The organism is Methylophaga sp. (genome assembly GCF_009711715.1).
GTDB lineage: Bacteria > Pseudomonadota > Gammaproteobacteria > Nitrosococcales > Methylophagaceae > Methylophaga.
This window is the reverse complement of the sequence record NZ_VENF01000023.1, coordinates 1-5,372: the sequence shown is the minus strand read 5'-3', so window position 1 is coordinate 5,372 and position 5,372 is coordinate 1. Positions and strand designations below refer to the sequence as shown.

General features: G+C 50.8%; 2 tRNA genes and 3 rRNA genes. All 5 read right to left on the bottom strand.

The annotated features are described in order from the left end of the window. Window positions 1–3: 3 nt before the first annotated feature. Window positions 4–118, bottom strand: a 5S ribosomal RNA gene (rrf, locus tag FH755_RS13410). A 95-nt stretch (window positions 119–213) separates the two neighbouring features. Next, window positions 214–3,109 (bottom strand): 23S ribosomal RNA (locus FH755_RS13405). 199 nt (window positions 3,110–3,308) lie between these two features. Beyond that, a tRNA-Ala gene (locus FH755_RS13400) sits at window positions 3,309–3,384 on the bottom strand. 129 nt (window positions 3,385–3,513) lie between these two features. Next, a tRNA-Ile gene (locus FH755_RS13395) sits at window positions 3,514–3,590 on the bottom strand. Between the two features lie 62 nt (window positions 3,591–3,652). Beyond that, a 16S ribosomal RNA gene (locus tag FH755_RS13390) occupies window positions 3,653–5,193 on the bottom strand. Together the 16S, 23S and 5S rRNA genes with 2 tRNA genes alongside form the textbook arrangement of a ribosomal RNA operon. Between the last annotated feature and the right edge of the window lie 179 nt (window positions 5,194–5,372).

The window sequence follows — 5,372 nt, the reverse complement described above, 5'->3', positions numbered from 1 at the left end:
AAAGCCTGGCAGTGACCTACTTTCACATGGGAACTCCCACACTATCATCGGCGCTGAGCTGTTTCACTTCTGAGTTCGGGATGGGATCAGGTGGTGCCAACTCGCTATGGCCGCCAGGCATAAACGGTGTAAGCTGGCTTTTATCCAGCTTGTGGAATTCGTAACAAGGGGAAAAACGTCGTCTTTCCAACCCCAAGTCTAACTTGGGGTTATATGGTCAAGCCTCACGGGCAATTAGTATTGGTTAGCTTCATACATTACTGCACTTCCACACCCAACCTATCAACGTTGTAGTCTTCAACGGCCCTTCAGGGACTTAAAGTCCAGTGAGAACTCATCTTGAGGGGGGCTTCGCACTTAGATGCTTTCAGCGCTTATCCCGTCCGTACATAGCTACCGGGCAATGCTGTTGGCACAACAACCCGAACACCAGGGGTACGTCCACTCCGGTCCTCTCGTACTAGGAGCAGCTCCTCTCAATTCTCAAACGCCCACGGCAGATAGGGACCGAACTGTCTCACGACGTTCTAAACCCAGCTCGCGTACCACTTTAAATGGCGAACAGCCATACCCTTGGGACCGGCTACAGCCCCAGGATGTGATGAGCCGACATCGAGGTGCCAAACACCGCCGTCGATGTGAACTCTTGGGCGGTATCAGCCTGTTATCCCCGGAGTACCTTTTATCCGTTGAGCGATGGCCCTTCCATTCAGAACCACCGGATCACTATGACCTACTTTCGTACCTGCTCGACGTGTCTGTCTCGCAGTCAAGCACACTTTTGCCATTGCACTAACCGTATGATGTCCGACCATACTTAGTGTACCTTCGTGCTCCTCCGTTACAATTTGGGAGGAGACCGCCCCAGTCAAACTACCCACCATACACTGTCCCTCACCCCGATAAGGGGCGCAGGTTAGAACTCCAAACATACCAGGGTGGTATTTCAAGGTCGGCTCCACGATAACTAGCGTCATCGCTTCAACGCCTCCCACCTATCCTACACAAGTAGGTTCAAAGTTCAGTGCAAAGCTGTAGTAAAGGTTCACGGGGTCTTTCCGTCTAGCCGCGGGTATACGGCATCTTAACCGCAATTTCAATTTCACTGAGTCTCTGGTGGAGACAGTGTGGCCATCGTTACGCCATTCGTGCAGGTCGGAACTTACCCGACAAGGAATTTCGCTACCTTAGGACCGTTATAGTTACGGCCGCCGTTTACCGGGGCTTCGATCAACCGCTTCGACCAAAGTCTAACAGCATCAATTAACCTTCCGGCACCGGGCAGGCGTCACACCCTATACGTCCACTTTCGTGTTTGCAGAGTGCTGTGTTTTTAATAAACAGTCGCAGCCACCTGGTCACTGCAACCCTCTCCAGCTCCACGAGCAAGTCGCTTCACCTCAAGGGCACACCTTCTCCCGAAGTTACGGTGCTATTTTGCCTAGTTCCTTCACCAGAGTTCTCTCAAGCGCCTTGGAATTCTCATCCTATCCACCTGTGTCGGTTTGGGGTACGGTTTGTTATTACCTGAAGCTTAGAGACTTTTCCTGGAAGCCGGGTATCAATCACTTCGCGCCTAATGGCACTCGTCATCCTGTCTCAGCTTAGCCGCCCGGATTTTCCTAAGCAGCACGCCTACACAGTTAAACCAACATATCCAACAGTTGGCTGACCTAACCTTCTCCGTCATCCCATCGCAGTAATAACAAGTACAGGAATATTAACCTGTTTCCCATCGACTACGCATTTCTGCCTCGCCTTAGGGGCCGACTCACCCTGCTCCGATTAGCGTTGAGCAGGAAACCTTGGATTTTCGGCGAGGGGGCCTCTCACCCCCTTTATCGTTACTCATGTCAGCATTCGCACTTGTGATATCTCCAGCAAGCTTCTCAACTCACCTTCACAGACTTACACAACGCTCCTCTACCATGCACTAAAAGTGCATCCATAGCTTCGGTATATGGCTTAAGCCCCGGTACATCTTCCGCGCAGGCCGACTCGACTAGTGAGCTATTACGCTTTCTTTAAAGGGTGGCTGCTTCTAAGCCAACCTCCTAGCTGTCTGGGCCTTCCCACATCGTTTTCCACTGAGCCATAATTTTGGGACCTTAGCTGATGGTCTGGGTTGTTTCCCTTTCCACGACGGACGTTATCACCCGCCGTGTGTCTCCCGTGATTGCACTTCTCGGTATTCGGAGTTTGCATGGGTTTGGTAAGTCGGGATGACCCCCTAGCCCAAACAGTGCTCTACCCCCGAGAGTGAGACACGAGGCGCTACCTAAATAGCTTTCGAGGAGAACCAGCTATCTCCCGGTTTGATTAGCCTTTCACTCCTATCCACAGCTCATCCCCGCATTTTTCAACATACGTGGGTTCGGACCTCCAGTAAGTGTTACCTCACCTTCATCCTGGCCATGGATAGATCACCGGGTTTCGGGTCTATACCTTGCAACTCGTCGCGCAGTTAACACTCGGTTTCCCTTCGCCTCCCCTAAACGGTTAAGCTCGCTACAAAATATAAGTCGCTGACCCATTATACAAAAGGTACGCAGTCACAGAACAAGTCTGCTCCTACTGCTTGTACGCACACGGTTTCAGGTTCTATTTCACTCCCCTCAACGGGGTTCTTTTCGCCTTTCCCTCACGGTACTGGTTCACTATCGGTCGATAAGGAGTATTTAGCCTTGGAGGATGGTCCCCCCATGTTCAGACAAGGTTTCTCGTGCCCCGCCCTACTTGTCGCAAGCTTAGTACCAATAACGCCTTTTCGTGTACGGGGCTATCACCCTGTATCGCTGTCCTTTCCAGAACATTCCACTAAAACGTTAAATATCACTTGCAGGCTGTTTCCCGTTCGCTCGCCGCTACTAGGAAAATCTCGGTTGATTTCTTTTCCTCCGGCTACTTAGATGTTTCAGTTCGCCGGGTTCGCTTCCTTAAGCTATGTATTCACTTAAGGATACTTACCCAAGGGTAAGTGGGTTGCCCCATTCGGAGATCGTAGGGTTATCGCTCGTTTGTCAGCTAACCTACGCTTATCGCAGACTTCTACGTCCTTCATCGCCTCTTATCGCCAAGGCATCCACCATGTGCGCTTATTCACTTGACCATATAACCCGAAGTTACCTCTAGGTTATATGTCAGAAATTACGACATAAGTTCTTCTTTACTTAGAATTCCAATCTGTATCACTACAGTTCTTCATTCTGCCTTGTTACTTCTTCCACTTTGTTAAAGAGCAGTGTATAAAACACTGAGTAAGTCTCTTAAAAAAAGACTTAGTCACTATTTTATACGAGAAAAGATATTGGTGGAGCTACGCGGGATCGAACCGCGGACCTCCTGCGTGCAAGGCAGGCGCTCTCCCAGCTGAGCTATAGCCCCATGACGGAACTTCCTTCCGGGTTACCACATACCCCTGAATCAAGGGCTTTTTCGCAGTTTGGATTTTTAAGATGGCGAAGTTGGCGACTCGCCAATGAGCCAGCTTACAAAATTCAATATGCGGAAAAGTGGTGGGTCTGGGTGGATTTGAACCACCGACCTCACCCTTATCAGGGGTGCGCTCTAACCAACTGAGCTACAGACCCAGATATCTCTTCTCTGTAGCATCAAGTAATTTGTGTGAGTACTTACGCCGGTCGCCTTTATGAAAGGAGGTGATCCAGCCGCAGGTTCCCCTACGGCTACCTTGTTACGACTTCACCCCAGTCATTGACCACAAAGTGGTGAGCGTCTCCCGAAGGTTAAACTACCCACTTCTTTTGCAGCCAACTCCCATGGTGTGACGGGCGGTGTGTACAAGGCCCGGGAACGTATTCACCGCGGCATTCTGATCCGCGATTACTAGCGATTCCGACTTCACGCAGTCGAGTTGCAGACTGCGATCCGGACTACGACAAGCTTTATGGGATTAGCACACTCTCGCGAGTTAGCAACCCTTTGTACTTGCCATTGTAGCACGTGTGTAGCCCTGGCCATAAGGGCCATGATGACTTGACGTCATCCCCACCTTCCTCCGGTTTGTCACCGGCAGTCTCCTTAGAGTGCCCAACTTAATGATGGCAACTAAGGACAGGGGTTGCGCTCGTTGCGGGACTTAACCCAACATCTCACGACACGAGCTGACGACAGCCATGCAGCACCTGTGTCACGGTTCCCGAAGGCACCAATCCATCTCTGGAAAGTTCCGTGCATGTCAAGGCCAGGTAAGGTTCTTCGCGTTGCATCGAATTAAACCACATGCTCCACCGCTTGTGCGGGCCCCCGTCAATTCATTTGAGTTTTAGTCTTGCGACCGTACTCCCCAGGCGGTCAACTTATCGCGTTAGCTTCGATACACAAAGAATAAATTCTCCATACACCTAGTTGACATCGTTTAGGGCGTGGACTACCAGGGTATCTAATCCTGTTTGCTACCCACGCTTTCGCACCTCAGCGTCAATAATGGCCCAGTGAGTCGCCTTCGCCACTGATGTTCCTCCAGATCTCTACGCATTTCACCGCTACACCTGGAATTCCACTCACCTCTACCACATTCTAGCCTGCCAGTCTCAAATGCCATTCCCAGGTTGAGCCCGGGGATTTCACATCTGACTTAACAAACCGCCTACGCGCGCTTTACGCCCAGTAATTCCGATTAACGCTTGCACCCTCCGTATTACCGCGGCTGCTGGCACGGAGTTAGCCGGTGCTTCTTCTATAGGTAACGTCACGGCTGTACGCTATTAACGCACAGCTTTTCCTCCCTATTGAAAGTGCTTTACAACCCGAAGGCCTTCTTCACACACGCGGCATTGCTGGATCAGGGTTGCCCCCATTGTCCAATATTCCCCACTGCTGCCTCCCGTAGGAGTCTGGGCCGTGTCTCAGTCCCAGTGTGGCTGATCATCCTCTCAGACCAGCTACAGATCGTCGCCTTGGTAGGCCTTTACCCCACCAACTAGCTAATCTGATATAGGTTCATCTGTCAGCGTGAGGCCCGAAGGTCCCCCACTTTCCTCCGTAGAGCGTATGCGGTATTAGCAGCCGTTTCCGGCTGTTGTCCCCCACTGTCAGGCAGATCCCTATACATTACTCACCCGTCCGCCACTCGTCAGCAAGAGAGCAAGCTCTCTCCTGTTACCGTTCGACTTGCATGTGTTAGGCATGCCGCCAGCGTTCAATCTGAGCCATGATCAAACTCTTCAGTTTAATTTAGCTTGTAACTTTATAAGACAAAGTTACCAAATCTTGATTGACGTTAGCATGTAAATGCTAGCCGTCAGGTTTTCTAGCCACCTGACGTAAGCACCCACACAAATTACTTGATACTGTTTTGTTAAAGAGCGTTGCTCGCAGAACTCGCTGCAGCAAAGAAGCGAGAATTATAC